Origin of the sequence: Candidatus Palauibacter australiensis, assembly GCA_026705295.1 — a bacterium.
Taxonomy (GTDB): Bacteria; Gemmatimonadota; Gemmatimonadetes; order Palauibacterales; family Palauibacteraceae; genus Palauibacter; species Palauibacter australiensis.
In genome coordinates this window covers 1-15,947 of record JAPPBA010000166.1, presented here as the reverse complement: position 1 = coordinate 15,947, position 15,947 = coordinate 1, and the positions used below count along the sequence as shown (strand labels likewise).

Sequence of the window (15,947 nt, the reverse complement as noted above, 5' to 3'; positions counted from 1 at the left end):
AGGTAGAGGACAGCGGTCGCGAGGCACACCCATACGAGCGTCACCTTGCCGCGCGACGCGACGGCCCGGACTCCGGAGGTCAGCCGTTCGATCTCACGGCTCAGCAGCCGTCGCCCCGCCGCCGCCCAGCGCCGGACCCGCGTCCCCCGCCTTGAAACCGCGTTGAGCGAGCGTCGGAGCAGCCGAACGGTTCGCTGCTGGGCCGCGACGGCCGAAATCAGCAGCCCGGCCAGCATCGCAATGACCGCCACCGCGACGACAAGCGCGATCAGCACGCCGCGCGACACGGCCTCGCCGGGCAGGAAAGCCAGCGCGGCGAGGCCGCCGAGCGAGAAAAAGAGCAGCGTGGCGACGAACGTCAGCAGTGAGCAGAGAATCGCCTCGGACAGGCGCGCTCCACGCCGGCATAGCACGTAGAGTTGCGCCGCGCCGCCGCCCGTCTGCGCCGGCGTGATCGCGCCCAGCAGCATGTTCGCCCAGTTCGCCCGCATGCAGTGCCAGAGCGAGACGTGCGAGAAGACGCGGCCGTCGAGCAGCAGGCGGTATCGGACGCCGCCCAGCGTAAAATCCAGCGCGAGCAGGGCCAGCAGGGCGACTGCGAATTCCGGGGTGATGCGGGCGAGGATGCTGTCGAGTTCCGAGGGAGGGCGCCACCGGACGAGCGCCACGAGTCCCAGCGCGGTGAGCCCGCCGAACGCGAGCGCGCCGACGATGAGCTTGCTTCGCGCGGGAATGGGGGAACTCGGTTGGGGACTCGCCACTCGTCCTTTCCTGGGGCCGGAGTAATCGCGCGCACAACCTATCGGCGGGAGTTCCGAAGGGACTACTACGCCTCGCGACGGGCGGTGAGATTCAGGGAGCCCGCGCGACCGTGAGCCGAGCGGGCGGTGTGCGCTGCATGCCTACATGCCGGCGCCGGCGATGGCCTCGCGGATCTTCTCGACGGTGAGCGCGGTCCGGTAGGCCTGGAGCCTGAGGCCGACCTCGATCGTCTTCTCCCTGGGGGCGATCGGGACGCCGTTGATCTTCGCGAGCCCCGCCTTCACGCGCTGGTCGTAGCGGACCACGGTGGGGTCGACCGTCATCATCAGACTCGTGATGCCGAAGCTGTCGTGAATGCCGTCGTTCTCCGTCTCCACGATTCCCAGCTCGGATTCGAGGAAGTCCCCGCCTCCGTATCGGTAGTACTCGGGGATGTGATGGGCGTGGGCGTCGTCCCAGCGCTCGTTGAGGCGCGCCGCGACGTTGGCCATCCCCTGCACGTTGCCGCCGCTGTCGCCGATGAAGACGATGTGCTCGAAGCCGTGTGCCCTCAGGCTCGACGCGACGTCGTCGAGCACCGCCTCGAAGGTCTCCTGGCGGAGCGAGATCGTGCCGGGGTAGCGCATGTGGCCGGAGGGTTCGTCGATGTCCCCTTCGGGAACGAGCTTCACGATCGGCGCGCAGAGCGCCTTGCCCAGCTCCCGGGCGATGGTCTCGCACGTCCCCTGCAACACGTAGTTGTGCTTGCCCGTCGCGACGTACGGCCCGTTCTGCTCGATCCCGCCCGTGGAGATGATCGCGATGTTGTAGCCATCGGCCATCATATCGCGGACTTCCATCCACGTGAGTTCCTCGATCCAGATCGAGTCGAACATCTCGATCGGGCGTTCCGAGACGAGTTCGGCGTCGATCCGGGCCTCGTATTCCGCCATGAGACGGGCGCGCTCCTCCGGCGTCATCTCCTGGTTCTGCGCCGTGGCTCCGGCCGGGACCGCGAGGGGGATCGCCAGCAGGGCGATCAGGACGGTCAGCCTCGAACGGGCGTGCGACATGGTTCTCCTCCTGTTTCCTCGTGCCGGGCCGGAAGCGGCCGGGACGGAGCCGGACCGGTTTGGCCGGACTACAACCGCGTGGTATTTCACGTCATATTCCGGGTGACGCTGCTTTCGGGTGACGCTGCTTTCGGGTGACGCTGCGGCGAACAAATGTCCGGTGCGGGGAAGCCGACCGGCAAGGGGACCACAACCATGGCAGATCGAAACGGGCGGCGAGCCGAGCCGGTCGCGATCATCGGGATGGCGTGCCGTTTCCCCGGCGCGTCGGGCATTCCCGCCTTCTGGCGCCTGCTCGAGGAGGGCGGAAACTCCGTCCAGGAAGGGGTCCCGGGGTCCGGCGTGGGGCGCTGGGGCCAGATCTTCGGGGACAACGCGGTCCTGAGCGATGGCTGCCGATTCGGCGCCTTCGTGGACGACATCGACCTGTTCGACGACGCGTTCTTCAGGATCTCGCCGGTCGAGGCGGAACTGCTGGACCCGCAGCAGCGCATGATGCTGGAGACGACCTGGGAGGCGCTCGAGGACGCGGGGATCGATCCAGACGGGCTGAGGGAGACGCTTACGGGCGTCTACACGGGGATCAGCAACGACGAGTACCGGATGCTCGTCGTGGACTCGAGCAAGCCCGCCGAGGCGGCCAGCTGTCTCTACGCGCTCAGCGGCACGAACCTGAACGGCACGAGCGGCCGGGTCTCCTTCGTGCTCGGGCTCCGCGGGCCGGCGAAGGCGGTAGACGCCGCGTGCGCCTCCTCCATGGTCTCGGTGCACGACGCGGTGGCGGACCTGCAGCAGGGCAGGGCGGATCTGGCCATCGCGGGTGGCGTGCAGGCGATCCTCAACGGCCGCATCTACGAACTCCGCGCGGACGCGATGATGCTGTCGCCGGATGGGCAGTGCAAAACCTTCGACGCGTCGGCGAACGGATACGTGCGGGGCGAAGGCTGCGGGGTCGTCGTCCTCAAGCGGCTGAGCGAGGCGGCGGCGGACGGCGACCGGATCTGGGCCGTGATTCGCGGCTCGGCGGTGAACCACGGCGGGGCGAGCACGGGGCTCACGGTGCCGCACACACCGGCGCTGGAAGAGGTGATGGAGACGGCGCTGGCGGATGCGGGCGTCTCTCCCCTCGAGGTCGATTACCTGGAGGCCCACGGGACGGGCACCACGGTGGGCGACCCGATCGAGGCCAACGCGGTGGTCGCGGTCTACGGGAAGGGCCGGAACGCCGACAACCCCCTTCTCATGGGCTCGGTGAAGACGAACATCGGGCACCTGGAATCGGCGGCGGGCGTGGCGGGCGTGATCAAGGCGGCGCTGGTCCTGCACCGCGGCGTGATCCCGAAGCACCTCCATTTCCACGATCCCAACCCGAGTCTCGACTGGGATCGTCTCCCGCTGCGCGTGACCTCGTCGATGATGGAGTGGCCGAGCGGCACGGAAGGGCCCCGACGCGCGGGGGTCAACTCGTTCGGTATTTCGGGGACGAACGCCCATCTCGTGATGGAGGAATACCGCGTCCCGGACCCGGCAGTGGGCGATGCTCCGGACGAGGCCCTGGACGAGGTCCGGGCCGATGGGGGCTGGGTCGCGGGCGCCGGACTGCCCGTGGCCGTTTCCATGTCGGCGACGGTCGCGGACGTGCCGGTTCCGGAGGGCGTCGGCCCGCGCGCGTCGCGCCTGCTTCCGCTGTCGGGCAAGTCGGAGGGGGCGCTCCGCGACCTCGCCGAACGGTACGTATCCTGGCTGGACGAGCACGCCGCAGAACCTTCGTTCGGGGACCTCGCCTCGGGCCCTCTCCTCTCCGATATGGCGTGGACGGCGGGTGTGGGACGGAGCCACTTCGACCACCGCGCGGGCGTCGTCTTCCGCGACGCGGCATCGCTGCGGGAGCGACTTCTCGCCCTGGCCGCGCCGGATGGGGGCGCGTCGGCGGGAGCGCCGGCCCGGGTGGCCTTCGCCTACACGGGGCAGGGGAGCCAGTGGGCCGGCATGGGAGCGGCGCTCTACGAGAGCGAGCCCGTGGCGCGGGCCGTGCTGGACCGCTGCGAGGCGGTCTTTGTCGAGGAGAGAGGCGTGTCGCTGCTCGACGTGATGTTCGGCCGACCCGGTGGGACCGGTGATTTGGGGGACACGGCGTGGGAGCAGCCGGCGCTCTACGCGCTGGAGTGTGCGCTGACGGCGCTGTGGGAGAGTCTCGGCGTCCGTCCCCACGTGGTCATCGGGCACAGCATCGGCGAACTCGCGGCGTCGCAGGCGGCGGGCGTGTTCTCGCTTGAGGACGGGATGCGTTTCGCCGCGGCGCGCGGGGCGCTGATGTCGCGCATGGACGAAGGCGGCATGGCGGCGGTGTTCGCGGCCCCGGAGCAGGTGGCGTCGGCGGTCGAGGCGGTGAACGCGGCGGCGTCCGGCGTCGGACTGAGTATCTCGGGCTACAACGGCAGCCACCAGGTCGTGAGCGGGCCGGTGGCGGACATCGAGGCCATCTCGAAGCGATTCGAGGAAGAGGGCGTCCGGGTCCGTCGTCTGAACACGAAGCGGGCGTTCCACAGCGCCCTCGTCGATCCCATCCTGGACGAACTCGCGGCCTCGCTCGACGGGGCCGCGATCGAAGCTCCGTCCCTCACCGTCGTCAGCAACCTCACGGGCCGGGCGGTGGAAGCCGGGCAGACACTGGACGGGGCCTACTGGCGGCGGCACGCGCGCGAGCCGGTGGCCTTCGCCCAGGGCGTCCGGACGCTGGCGGACCTCGGCGTCGACCTGGTGCTCGAGATCGGTCCCCGATCGCTGCTGGCCCCGATGGCCGCCTCCGCCTGGCCGGAGCCGTCACAGGCGCCGGCTCCGGCGGTCCTGTCCAGCCTCACCGCGCCACCGGCCGATGCACCCGATACGCAAGACGCGGGCGGGTTCGTGGAGGCGGTCGGCGCGGCGTACGAAGCGGGCCTCCCGATTCGCTTCGCCGGGCTCTTCGCCGGGGAGACGCGGAGACGGATCTCGCTCCCCAGCTACCCGTTCCAGCGCGTCCGCCACTGGCTCGCGCCGCCGAAACGCCGTCGCGGTAGCGCGGGCCACCCGCTGCTGGGCGCCCGCCACGAGTCGGCCCGCGGCGAGATCGCCTTCGAGACGGACGTATTCCCCGCGGATCCGTCCTGGATGGACGACCATCGCGTGTTCGGACGCGTCGTGGCGCCCGGCGCGCTGTACGGCGCCATGACGATCGCGGCGTCCCTCCTCGAGGAGGGCGGGTCGGTCGTGGTGGAAGAGATGCAGTTGCACAATCCGCTCGTCTTCGATGAGGAAGGAGACGAAGTGGATGCGGCGGGGCGGACGCTGCAGGTCGTGCTCGATGCTCCGGACCCGGCGGCGCCGCGCGGCGTCCAGATCTTCAGCCGGGGGAGCGAGGGCGTTTGGACGGTCCACGTGGAAGGTCGCCTGGCGGCCGGCGTGCCCGGTCCCGACGACGGCGGCGGTCCCGTCGACCTCGAGAGTCTGAGGGCCGATCTCTCGCCCGTGGATCCGGCGGACTACTACCGCCACCGCGCGAGTACGGGGGTCGATCTCGGCCCGTCCTTCCGCACGCTGGCGAGGGCCTGGTCCGGCCCGGGAGAGGCGGTGGCCGAGGTGTCGCTGCCGGAAGCGTTGGCCGGACACGGGCTGGACGTGCATCCGCTCGTGCTGGACGGCTGCTTCCAGGCCGTGGGCGTGGCCCGCAACGTGTCGGGAACGGAGGGCGGCGCGACGTACCTCCCGTTCGGCTGGGAGAGGCTGTGGCTGGCCGGGCCGCTGCCCGATCGCGTCGTGTGCCACGTGCGCCTGAGCGACGCCTCGCGCGAAGCGCAAGGCGAGGGGGGCGAGCCCGCGGAGGTTCTGAGCGGCGAACTGCGCATCTACGATCCGGACGGCGCGCCGCTCGGCCGCCTGAGCGGCTACACGGTGAAGCGGGCCACGCGGCAGGCGCTGCTCTCGGCGGTCGAGGGGATCAAGGACCTGCTGTACGAGGTCGTGTGGCGCGAGCGCGCACTCCCGTTGGGTATCGTTCCCGCGGACTTCTTCCCGAGCCCCTCCGCCGTCGCGGGGGGAGCGCAGTTGTTCGCCGGCTACCTGACGGACGCGGGCGTCGACCCGGACGACCGCAACGCCCTCTTGGCGGACCTCGAGCGCTGGTCGCACGCGCGCGCCCTGGCGACCCTCGAAGATCTGGGCTGGCGGAGAACCGCGGGGGATACGGTGGATCCGGAGCAACTCCGGCAGGAGCTGGACGTCCTCCCGGAACACGGGCGCCTCTTCCGCCGCATGTTCGAGATGCTCGCCTGGTCCGGCGTGGCGGAGGAGACGGCCGACGGCTTCCGCATCCTCGTGGGGCCGGGCGCTCCGCTGCCGGAGCAGCTGCCGCGGGATCTGGACAAGTTCGCGACCGGGATGGCCGGCCGCTATTCGCACGGTCTCACGGAAGTCGGCCTCTTCCGGCGCTCCGGCATGGCGCTGGCCGACGTGCTCCGGGGCCGGGAGGACCCGCTCACGCTCCTGTTCAGCAGCGGGGAGCCGACGGCGGCGGACCTGTACCTGAAGGCGCCCGTCGCGCGCGCCGCGAACGAGATGCTGGCGGAGGCGGTGCGGGCGCTGGTGGCCGCGCTCCCGGACGGCCGGCGGCTGCGGGTGATCGAGGTCGGGGCGGGGACGGGGTCGGCGACCGCGTCGGTTCTGCCCGAGCTTCCGGAGGGGCGGTTCGACTACGTGTACACCGACATCTCGGCCGGTTTCTTCGCGGAGGCCGAGGCACGCTTCGGCGACGGCGGCGGGAGCATCGAATACCGTCCCCTGGACATCGAGAAGGACCCCATCCCCCAGGGCTTCGACGCCCACGGCTACGACCTCATGATCGCCTCGAACGTGCTGCACGCGACGCGGTACCTGGCGGAGACGCTCGGACACTGCCGGGACCTCATGGCGCCGTCCGGGCAGCTGGTCGCGCTCGAGAACCTCACCGGCCTGGGTTGGATGGACCTCACGTTCGGGCAGCTCGACGGCTGGTGGCGCTTCGCCGACGACTACCGTCCGCACCACGCGCTGGCCGACCCCGGCGTGTGGCGGCAGGCCCTCGGCGACGCGGGGTTCGAGGCTGTGGAAGTTCTCGGCGTGGACGAGTCCGATCCCGACATGCAGCTCGACAAGGGCGTGATCGTCGCGCAGGGCCCGGCGAAGGTGATGGAGCCCGCGGGCGCGTGGGTTTTCGCGGCGGACGAGGGCGGCGTGGCGGAGAGGCTGGCCGCCGAGATGAGGTCGCGGAACCAGACGGTCGTCCTCGCGGACGGGAAGGGCACCAGCGACCGCGAGGCGTGGCGGTCGCTGATCGAGAGCCTGCCGGAGGAGGTGCCGTTCCACGGCGCCGTGCACCTCGCGGCGCTGGATGGCCACGGGGAGCGCGCCACCACCGATGAACTGGCGGCCGACGTCGAGGGCGCGGTGGCGAGCGCGCTCGCGCTCGTGCAGGGCGTGGGCGATTCGGATCTGACCCCCGGGAAGGGCGTGTGGTTCATCACCCGCGGGGCCCAGATCCTCGAGCGCGAGCGGGGCGGGGAACTCGCCGGCGCCGCCGTGTGGGGGTTCGGCAAAGGCGTGGCCCGGGAAGCGGGGCACCTGCAGGCGCGGATGCTCGATCTCGACCCCGGCTCGATGGCGCCGGAACCGGATCTCGTGAACGAACTCCTCTACCCGGATCCCGAGAACCACATCGCGTACCGCCGCGGAAGCCGCCGGGTGACGCGCCTCGTGCGCATGGACTCCGGCGCCGGGCGCCTCGAGTTCCCGGAGGAGACGGAATGGGTGCTGGCGCCCGACCCGGGGGGAGTGTTCGACCGGCCGCACGTGCAGCCCCTGCCGGCGCGGCCGCTCGAACCGCATGAAGTTCGCGTCGCGGTCGAGGCCTCCGGCCTGAACTTCTGGGACGTGTTCCGGTCGCTCGGCTTCATCGAGGAGGGTCTGCTGGGCCGGGAGATGAGCGGCCGCATCCTCGAGACGGGCTCCGACGTGTCATCGGTCGCGGCCGGCGATCACATCGTCGGGCTGGGGTTCGGCGCCTTCGCGCCGCAGATGATCACGCACGAGGAACTCGTCGCTCCCGCGCCGGAAGGCTTCTCCGTCAGCGGCCTGGCGACGGTGCCGAGCGCGTTCGTGTCGGCGGCGCTGTCCTTCGAGCTGTCCGCGCTGGAAGCGGGCGAACGGGTGCTCGTGCACGCCGGCGCGGGCGGCGTCGGGCTGGCCGCCATCCAGCTCGTGCAGGCGGCCGGGGCGGAGGTCTTCGCCACGGCCAGCGCACCGAAACAGGCGTACCTGCGCTCGCTGGGCGTCGAGCACGTGTTCGACAGCCGCACGACCGACTTCGGGGATGAGATCCTCGAGGCGACGGACGGCGAGGGCGTGGACGTGGTGCTGAACAGCCTCACGAGCGAGGGCTTCATCGACGCGAGCCTCGCCTGCCTGCGGAAGGGCGGCCGCTTCGTCGAGATGGCCCGCCGCGACATTCTCACCGAGGAGGAGATGGCGGCCGTGCGTCCGGACGCGGGCTACTGGATCCTCGAACTGGACGTGGTCAAGAAGACGGACCCCGCATGGGCGGGGCGGATCCTGCGCGGTCTGATGGCCCGCGTCTCGGCCGGAGAACTCGAGCCCATCATCCACAGCCGGTGGCCGCTGGCCGAAGCGGGCGCCGCGCTCTCGTTCATGCGCTCGGCCCGCCACCTCGGGAAGATCGTCGTGACGACGCCTCCGCTCGTGCGGGGCGGGCTGCGCGGAGACCGGAGCTATCTCGTGACGGGGGGTCTGGGCGGGATCGGGATCGCCGTGGCCAACTGGCTCGCCGAGCGGGGCGCGGGGGCGATCGTCCTGAACGGGCGGCGGAACCCCGACCCCGAAGCCGAGGAAGCCATCCAGGCGCTCCGGCAGCGCGGCGCGACGGTCGAGGTCGAACTGGCCGACATGACCGACCAGGCGGCCATCGACGGCATGCTGGAGCGCATCGAGCGCGATCTGCCTCCGCTCGGAGGCGTGATCCACAGCGTCGGCGTGCTGTCGGACGGGGCGCTCACGAACCAGAGCTGGGAGCGTTTCGAGAGGGTGCTGTGGCCCAAGATCCTGGGCGCCTGGCACCTGCACCGCGCGACGTTGGACCTCGACCTGGACTTCTTCACGCTCTTCTCGAGCCGGGTCGGCGTCATGGGCAATCCCGGCCAGGCGAACCACGCCTCGGCCAACGCCTTCCTGGACCAGCTCGCCGGCCACCGCCGTGCGCTGGGCCTCCCGGGGCAGGCCATCGCCTGGGGCGCCTGGTCGGACATCGGCGAGGCGGCGGAACAGCGCGACCGGATCGACCGGCAGCGGTCGGCGCTCGGAGGCCGCTGGTTCACGCCGCAGCAGGGCATGCGGGCGTTCGACCGGCTCGTGCGGCAGGACGCCACGACGTCGGTCGTCATGTCGATGGACTGGGAGGTGTTCGAGGAGGCCGTCGACGATCCTCCGCCCATGCTCGAAGACCTGCTCTCCGCGGCGTCCGAGGCCCGGGCGGGCGACGACGCCTCCTCCGAGGATGTCCTCACCCGGCTTCGGGGGTCGCTGGCGGCGGAACGCGAGGATCTCCTGGTGTCCTTCGTGCAGGGGGAGGTCCAGGCCGTTCTGCGGCTGTCGGCGGCTCCGGCCCCCACCGTGGGCTTCTTCGATCTCGGGATGGACTCGCTGATGGCCGTGGAGTTGCGCAACCGGCTCAACCGGGCGTTCTCCGGGACGTACACGGCGCCGAACACGCTGGTGTTCGACTATCCGAACATCGCCGAACTCGCCGCGCACCTGGCCGAGGAACTCGGGGAAGGGGGTGCCGCTCCGGCCCCGGCGCCCGAGCCCGCGCCGGAGGCCAGCGTCCAGCCGTCGGAGCGCGACGCGGAGGACGGTGCCGTGGATGACGGCGTGGCAATCGTCGGCATGGCGTGCCGTTTCCCCGGCGCGCCGGACCTCGCCGCCTTCTGGCGCCAACTCGACGCCGGGATGGATGCGGTCACGGACGGGCGCCGGGACCCGGGCCCGTGGAACGGCGTGGCCGGGGATCCCGCCTCGGAAGACCACGACTCCCGCCGCGGCGCCTTCCTCGAGGACATCGACAAGTTCGACGCGCGCTTCTTCGGGATCACTCCGATCGAGGCGCGGATGATGGACCCCCGTCAGCGTCTCCTGCTCGAGACGACGTGGCACGCGCTGGAGGATGCGGGCCTGGATTCGGCGCAGTTGAAGGGTACGAACACGGGGGTCTACGCCGGCGTCACCACGGGAGACTACCGGGATCTCGCCGCGGCCATGGGCCACGGGCACGGATACCTGGGGACGACGATGAGCGTGACCGCGGGCCGGATCTCCTTCGCGCTCGGTCTCACCGGCCCCGCGGTGCCGGTCGACCTGGCGTGCGCTTCCTCGCTCGCGGCGGTCCACCAGGCCGCCGCAGCCGTCCGGCACGGAGAGGTGGAAATGGCCCTCGTCGGGGGTGTCAACGCGATCCTGTGGCCGGAGACCACGGCCTTCATGAAGGAGGTCGAGATGCTCTCCGCGAGCGGATACTGCCACACCTTCGATGCGGCGGCGGACGGGTTCGTGCGGGGCGAGGGCTGCGGGATGGTCGTCCTCAAGCGGCTCGCCGATGCGAAGGCCGACGGCGACCGGATCTGGGGTGTGATTCGCGGATCCGCGGTCAACCAGAACGGAACGAGCGCGGGGCTCACGGTCCCGAACGGGCCGGCCCAGGAACGCGTGATCGAGAAGGCGCTCGCGCAGGCGGGCGTCCCGCCGGCGTCGGTGGACTACCTCGAGGCGCACGGGGCGGGATCCGATCTCGGGGACCCGATCGAGGTGCAGGCGGCGGCGGCCGTCTACGGCCGGGGACGCGACGAGGAGCGGCCCCTCCTGATCGGTTCGGTGAAGACGAACATCGGCCATCTCGAGTGCGCGGCCGGGATCGCGAGCCTGATCAAGGCGGTCCTCGCCATGAACGAGGGCCGGATCCCGAAGCAGCTGCACTTCCACAACCCGAACCCCCACCTGGCCTGGGAGGACCTCCCGGTACGGGTCACGGACGAGGCCGTGGCGTGGCCAGCGAACGGCGACCGGCCGCCCCGGGCGGGGGTGAGTTCGTTCGGGATTTCGGGGACCAACGCGCACGTCGTCGTCGAGGGGAACGGCGGGCCCGACCGCGCTTCTCTGCTGAATGGCGCGCGGATGCCAACCGGCCCGGCGGTCACCGTTCCGGTCGCCCTGCCCGAGTCGGAGGCGCCGTCGCGGCTTGCCGCCTCCGACGTCGTTCCCCGGGAGACCCGCCTCCTGCCTCTCTCGGCGAAGTCGCCCCGAGCGTTGCGGGAGATGGCGCGGTTGTACCTCGCGTGGCTGGAGGGACACGGTGGAGAAACGCCGGAGGAGGGTGGCGCCGGAGACTCGATGCTCGCGGACATGGCGTGGACGGCGGGTATCGGCCGGACTCAGCTCGCCCACCGTGCCGGCCTCCCGTTCCGGGACATGAAGTCGCTTCGCGATGAACTTGGCGTGCTGGCCGAGCGGGCGGTCGACGACGACTGGCGCCGCGCCGCCGGGCCGGGAACCGCGCCGAAGGTGGCCTTCGTCTTCGCCGGAGAAGAGAGCGCCTCGGACGGACCGGGTGAAGATCTGTACGACCGGGAGCCGGTCGTCCGCGCCGTCCTGGATCGCTGCGACGCGGTGCTGATGGAAGCACGGGACGGGGCATCGCTCCTCGACGTGATGTTCCGTCGCGACGGGGCGCAGGGAACGCTGCGGGATCCCGAGTGGGCGCAGCCGGTCGCGTACGCCCTCGGCTGCGCGCTCACGGCCCTCTGGGCGAGCGTGGGCGTCCGCCCCGGCGCGGTGGCGGGCCATGGCGTCGGCGAGCTGGCGGCGGCCTGGGCGGCCGGAGTGTTCAGCCTGGCCGATGGGCTGCGGCTCGCCGCGGCGAGAGGCGCCGCCATGGCCAGACCGAAACAGCGGCTGGCCGCCGCCGTGCCCGACGGCGAAGCGGGCGAATCCGCGCCCGATCCGCTCGACGACCTGGAAACCGCGGCTCTGGGGATGGAGCTTTCCCCGCCTTGCGTGGCGCTCGTCAGCCAGGTGACGGGCCGCAGGATGGACCCCGCCGGGCTGCCGGACGGAGCCTACTGGCGCGAGCAGGCGCGTGCGCGGGAGGATCCGGGCCGTACCTCCCGGGCACTGGCGGACCTGGGCGTAGACCTCGTGGTGGACGTCGGGATGGCTTCGTCCGCGGGTCCGACGGCGCTTCCCGACTGGCCGCACGCGGAGGAGCCTGCCGGGCAGCCGTTCGCGGCCGCGCTGGGGGCGGCGTACGAGGCCGGGCTTCCCATCTCCTTCTCCGGGCTGTTCGCGGGTGAGACGAGGCGTCGGATCGCGCTGCCGGGCTATCCGTTCCAGCGCCGACGCCACTGGATCGAGACGAGAGCTTGAACGCCACCGCGGCGGACGGTCGGGCCGGCGTCCGCTACCAGCCCGACGAGACGCCCCCGACGCCTCTGGCGCTCGGCGTGGGGCTTCAGCTTGCGGTGCTGAACATCGCGGCGATCGTGCTGATCCCGCTCGTCGTGATGCGGGCCGCGGGCGTCAGCGAGGAGTATCTTTCGTGGGCGGTGCTGGCGTCCGTCACGGTGTGCGGTCTGGCGACGATGCTGCAGGCGATTCGGACGGGGCGCCTCGGCGCCGGACATGTCATCCTGATGGGGACATCCGGCGCTTTCATCCCGGCGAGCATCATGGCGCTCACCGTGGGTGGCCCGGCCCTGCTGGCGACGCTGGTGGTGGTCGCCGCGTTCATCCCGCTCCTGCTCTCCTGGCGGCTGTCGCTCTTCCAGCGGATCCTGACCTCATCCGTCTCCGGCACGGTGATCATGCTGATTCCGGTAACGGTGTTGCCTTTCGTGTCGGGGCTCCTCGCCACTGGGCCCGATGGCGGTGCGCTCCCGGGCGCCCCGCTCAGTTTCCTTGTCACGCTTGTCCTGATCGGGTGCCTCGCTCTGCGAGGGGCGGGGGCGCTCCGCCTGTGGGCCCCGGTGATCGGCGTGATTGTCGGGACCGCGATCGCCGCCTCTTACGGTCTGTACGATGTGGAACGCATAGCCGCCGCGACGTGGGTCGCGCTGCCAAGCCCGCGCCCGCCGGGCTTCGACCTCGAATTCGGGCCCGCCTTCTGGACTCTCCTGCCCTCGTTTCTGCTCGTGGCCCTGATCGCGGCCATCCGGACGATGAGCAGCGCCGTCGCGGTCCAGCGGGTGTCGTGGCGGCGCGCCAGTCGTGCGACCGACTTCCGGGCCGTGCAGGGCGCGCTGGCCACGGACGGGGTGGCCAACCTGCTGGCGGGGTGCGCCGGCACGGTGCCGGGCAGCGCGACCACGACCAGCGTGTCGCTCACGCAGCTGACCGGCGTGGCGGCGCGCGGCGTGGGGCTTGCAGCCGGCGCGGCCTTCATCGCCTTCGCCTTCCTGCCCAAGGCCTTCGCGATCGTGCTCGCGATCCCGGATCCGGTGTTCGCCGGATACCTGGCCGTCCTTCTCGCGATGTTGTTCGCGATCGGCCTCAAGATCGTGCTGCAGGGTGGACTCGATGTTCGCAACGGCATCGTCGTCGGTCTCGCCTTCCTCACCGGCGTCAGCTGCCAGTTCGGGCTCATCCTCCCCGAGCAGGTGTCCTCGTTCGCCGGCGGTTTGCTGGCCAACGGGATGAACGCCGGCGGTTTCACCGCCATCGCGCTGACCTTCTTTCTGCGTCTGACCGAGCCCCGCCCCGCCCGCATCGAAACGGAGTTCGGTCCGTCGGCGCTGCCGCATATCCGGGCATTTCTCGGGACCTTCGCCGCGAAGGCCGGTCTGGACGAGGGAATCGCGGATCGCCTGGACGCCGCCGCCGAGGAAGCGCTCCTCTCGCTTACGGGGCCGGAGTCCGGAGACGGCCGTTCCCGGCGCCGACTCGTCATGTCCGCTCGGCGCGACAAAGGTGAGGTGGCGCTCGAATTCGTGGTCGCGCCGCGGGAAGGGAACCTCCAGAATCGCCTCGCACTGCTCAGCGGAGGGGTCGAGGGAACCTCCGCTGACAGCGAAGTGTCGCTGCGCCTCCTGCGACACCTCGCCTCGTCGGTTCGCCATCGGCAGTACCACGACACCGACATCGTCACCGTGCGGGTCGCCGTCTCCGGCACACGCGGCCCGGCCGCATAGCGACCGCCTGCGGGGCGGACCGCCGGCCGTGGGTCTACAGCAGGCCGTGGCCCTCGAGAAATGCGCACATCAGATCGAAGCACTCCGCCGGGTGCTCCACCTGGAGGAAGTGCGTGGAGTTCGGTATGAAATCGTAGTCGACGGTGTTGATGTGGCTGAGGTTGAACGACGGCATGTATGAGAACGTGAGCGTGGGGTCCGACCCAATGACCTTGGTCGGACACGGAAGACTCCCGAGGTCCACGAGGAAAGCGTACGTACGCGCGTACGCGAAGATCTGCGCCTCGTATTCGCGCGGACACCGAAGCTCGACCCCCCCGTCCGCGGATTCGCGAAGCACGGTGCGGGCCATCAGCTCCGCAGCCCCCGGCACGGCCCGCGTCAGCACGAGGTGGTGGAGGAGTTCCGAGAACTCGGCCTGCGTCGGGAACCTGTCCGTGCGACGCCGTGCAAGTTCCGCCGACCGGTCGGCCGACTTGTCGAATTCCGCCTCACCCATCCTCGGCTTGAAGAGAGGAGGATCGAAGAGGATCCAGGCGGCGAGATCGCCCGTCCGTCCGGTTCCGAGCGAATCCGAGAGAAGCGCCGTCAGCGCCGAAAGGGAGTGGAAGACGCCGATTGTGGGCGCCGGCCCGTGACGGGTGGCTACAGCCTCGACGACCTGTTCCTGGTCCCGGATCATGTTGGGGACGTTGTGCTCGTCGCGCGGGCCGATGGCGTTCCACCCGTGGTTCCTCAGATCGTAGACGAACACATCGAAGTCGTCCAGGAACTGCGACCAGAGCGGGTAATACAGGTCGACCGCGAGGCCATTGCCGTGGCCCACGAGCAGACGGCGGCCGTGGGGGTTCCCATGTCGCCGCACCCTGGTGACGCTGCCGTCGTCGTGCCGGATATCGTCTACGGAAAGCGGTTCCGGTATCCGCCAGATGGCGCCGGCAGTCATGTCACGTCGCCCCCCGGATGGGTAGGCCGGGGGGCGCGGTCAAGGGCGGTGAGGTGCGTTCAGCCGGTTTGGGAGTCGATGTATGCGGCCAGCTTGCGCAGCGTGTCAAAGCACTCGGGGGGGACCGTGACGCCGAACTCCTGCTCGACGACTTTCTTGAAAGCGACGGCGGCGAGGGACGAGACGCCCGAGTCGGCGAGCCCGCCATCCCACTGCGGTTCGCGGCCCAGATCCAGATGCTCGTCGACCAGTTCTCTAAGGCGAGCTTCGGCGGCCATGCGTGTGTCCTTTCACAAGTGACGTGTGGGGCACGGGTTTGAATGACGACCATGGGCATCCCCCTAAACGGTGAGATATCCCCCCACAATATGGGGATACTTCGGAATTCATCGCGAGGCGTCAAGTCGCCGCTTCGGGTGGGCTTCGCAACGCTGGAGACCGGGAAGGTGCCGCGGGCGACGACACTGCAGTAGCTTTGCCCTCAACGCCCCATCACGGCCGTTGTCGGATGATCGGGGACGGCAGTCTGGACCTTGAGAGTCCGAACGCTTCAAGCTCGCCTGATTCAGCTCGAATCCTTTGCCCATGAAGAGCATCTGGAGATCGAAACTGTCAAATAGCACGCACTCGGGTCCCCATCAGCGAATTGACCGGCGCCAGGGGACCTCGCCGACCCCGCATGAACCCGTCGCAATCATCGGCATGGCCTGCCGCTTCCCGGGCAGCAAGGACCTCTCCGGCTTCTGGAGACAGCTCGTGGCCGGAGAGAACGCGGTGGTGGAGGGTCCGCCCGGCGCCGTCATCGGGCGCACGGGGCGGCAGTTCCCCCACTACGCCGCCAGGAACGAGGCCATCCGTTTCGGGGCGTACGTCGAAGACCTCGACCTGTTCGACGCGGAGTTCTTCCGCATCTCCCCGATCGAGGCGCAG

Annotated in this window: 7 protein-coding genes; 3 read left to right on the top strand and 4 right to left on the bottom strand. The window is 70.5% G+C overall.

The window, feature by feature from the left end; genetic code table 11:
• Together OXN85_13800 and OXN85_13795 are read right to left on the bottom strand one after the other, a co-directional pair.
• Positions 1 to 761 (bottom strand): lysylphosphatidylglycerol synthase domain-containing protein (locus OXN85_13800; protein ID MCY3601035.1); only part of this gene is annotated, 761 nt, incomplete at its 3' end.
• Positions 762 to 902: 141 nt separating this feature from the next.
• On the bottom strand, positions 903 to 1,814 hold the full coding sequence (locus OXN85_13795) for a creatininase family protein (protein MCY3601034.1): 912 nt from the start codon (positions 1,812 to 1,814) through the stop codon (positions 903 to 905).
• A 195-nt stretch (positions 1,815 to 2,009) separates the two neighbouring features.
• Between OXN85_13795 and OXN85_13790 the strand changes: the two genes are divergently transcribed.
• Positions 2,010 to 12,311 (top strand): SDR family NAD(P)-dependent oxidoreductase, encoded by a 10,302-nt coding sequence (locus tag OXN85_13790; GenBank protein ID MCY3601033.1) that lies wholly within the window; start codon positions 2,010 to 2,012, stop codon positions 12,309 to 12,311.
• Complete coding sequence (locus OXN85_13785) at positions 12,308 to 14,071, top strand: hypothetical protein (GenBank protein MCY3601032.1); 1,764 nt, start codon at positions 12,308 to 12,310, stop codon at positions 14,069 to 14,071. Before OXN85_13790 ends, OXN85_13785 begins: the two co-directional genes overlap by 4 nt.
• Before the next feature lie 34 nt (positions 14,072 to 14,105).
• On the opposite strand, the gene OXN85_13780 is transcribed toward OXN85_13785, so the two are convergent.
• Complete coding sequence (locus OXN85_13780; GenBank protein ID MCY3601031.1) at positions 14,106 to 15,017, bottom strand: alpha/beta hydrolase; 912 nt, start codon at positions 15,015 to 15,017, stop codon at positions 14,106 to 14,108.
• A gap of 59 nt (positions 15,018 to 15,076) precedes the next feature.
• Complete coding sequence (locus OXN85_13775; protein MCY3601030.1) at positions 15,077 to 15,295, bottom strand: acyl carrier protein; 219 nt, start codon at positions 15,293 to 15,295, stop codon at positions 15,077 to 15,079.
• 307 nt (positions 15,296 to 15,602) lie between these two features.
• Here OXN85_13775 and OXN85_13770 point away from each other — a divergent pair.
• The coding region (locus OXN85_13770; GenBank protein MCY3601029.1) for a beta-ketoacyl synthase N-terminal-like domain-containing protein at positions 15,603 to 15,947 on the top strand (345 nt) is incomplete at its 3' end.

Excerpts from the sequence above, each read along its gene's own strand:
- OXN85_13795 (MCY3601034.1), bottom strand. The coding sequence starts at position 1,814 with ATGTCGCACGCCCGTTCGAGGCTGACCGTCCTGATCGCCCTGCTGGCG.
- OXN85_13790 (MCY3601033.1), top strand. The coding sequence starts at position 2,010 with ATGGCAGATCGAAACGGGCGGCGAGCCGAGCCGGTCGCGATCATCGGG.
- OXN85_13780 (MCY3601031.1), bottom strand. The coding sequence starts at position 15,017 with ATGACTGCCGGCGCCATCTGGCGGATACCGGAACCGCTTTCCGTAGAC.
- OXN85_13775 (MCY3601030.1), bottom strand. The coding sequence starts at position 15,295 with ATGGCCGCCGAAGCTCGCCTTAGAGAACTGGTCGACGAGCATCTGGAT.